Genomic DNA, 721 nt, shown 5'->3' with positions numbered 1-721 from the left:
AGGAGTCTCGTGGGCGCGGCGATCTTCGGCAAACCCGACTACAAGTCGGTGATCGACCAGATGCGCAACGCGCTGGCAGCGGTTGGGCGCTGAGATGGACGCGACGCCCCGTTATCCCGCTCCGGCGTTCGCCGCCGGCAAGCTGAAAGCCGCCATCGTCGATCTCGACGGCACGATGGTCGATACGGCCGACGATTTCACGGCATCGCTGAACGGCATGCTGGCGCAATTCGACGCGGAAGAAACCACGCGCGAGGAAGTGATCGATTATGTCGGCAAGGGCTCCGAGCATCTGATTCGCAGCGTGCTCGCGCCGCGCTTCGAGACCGGGCTGGCGCAGTCGCGTTTCGACGAGGCGCTCGCGATCTACCAGGAGGAGTACGCGAAGATCAACGGTCTGCATACGCGACTCTATCCCGATGTCGAGGCGGGCCTGATCGCGTTGCGCGACGCGGGGCTCAAGCTCGCGTGCGTGACCAACAAGCCGCATCGCTTCGCGACGCAGCTGCTCGAACGATATGGTCTGCTGCGCTACTTCGGCGTGGTGCTGGGCGGCGACAGCGTCGCGGCGAAAAAGCCCGATCCGCTGCCGATGCTCACCGCCTGCGAAGCGCTGGGCGTCGAGCCGAAAGCAGCCGTCGCGATCGGCGATTCGCAGAACGACGCGTTCGCCGGCCGCGCGGCCGGCATGGCGACGCTCACCGTCCCATATGGCTACAAT

Annotated in this window: 1 protein-coding gene; it reads left to right on the top strand. The window is 65.5% G+C overall.

Going from position 1 to position 721, the window contains the following annotated elements:
- Positions 1-94: 94 nt before the first annotated feature.
- Positions 95-721 (top strand): phosphoglycolate phosphatase (gene gph, locus BN2475_RS33180; RefSeq protein WP_094783512.1); only part of this gene is annotated, 627 nt, incomplete at its 3' end.

This window comes from Paraburkholderia ribeironis (assembly GCF_900019265.1).
GTDB lineage: Bacteria > Pseudomonadota > Gammaproteobacteria > Burkholderiales > Burkholderiaceae > Paraburkholderia > Paraburkholderia ribeironis.
Note: the sequence above shows the minus strand (reverse complement) of the source record. Positions and strands in the feature narration are given on the sequence as shown.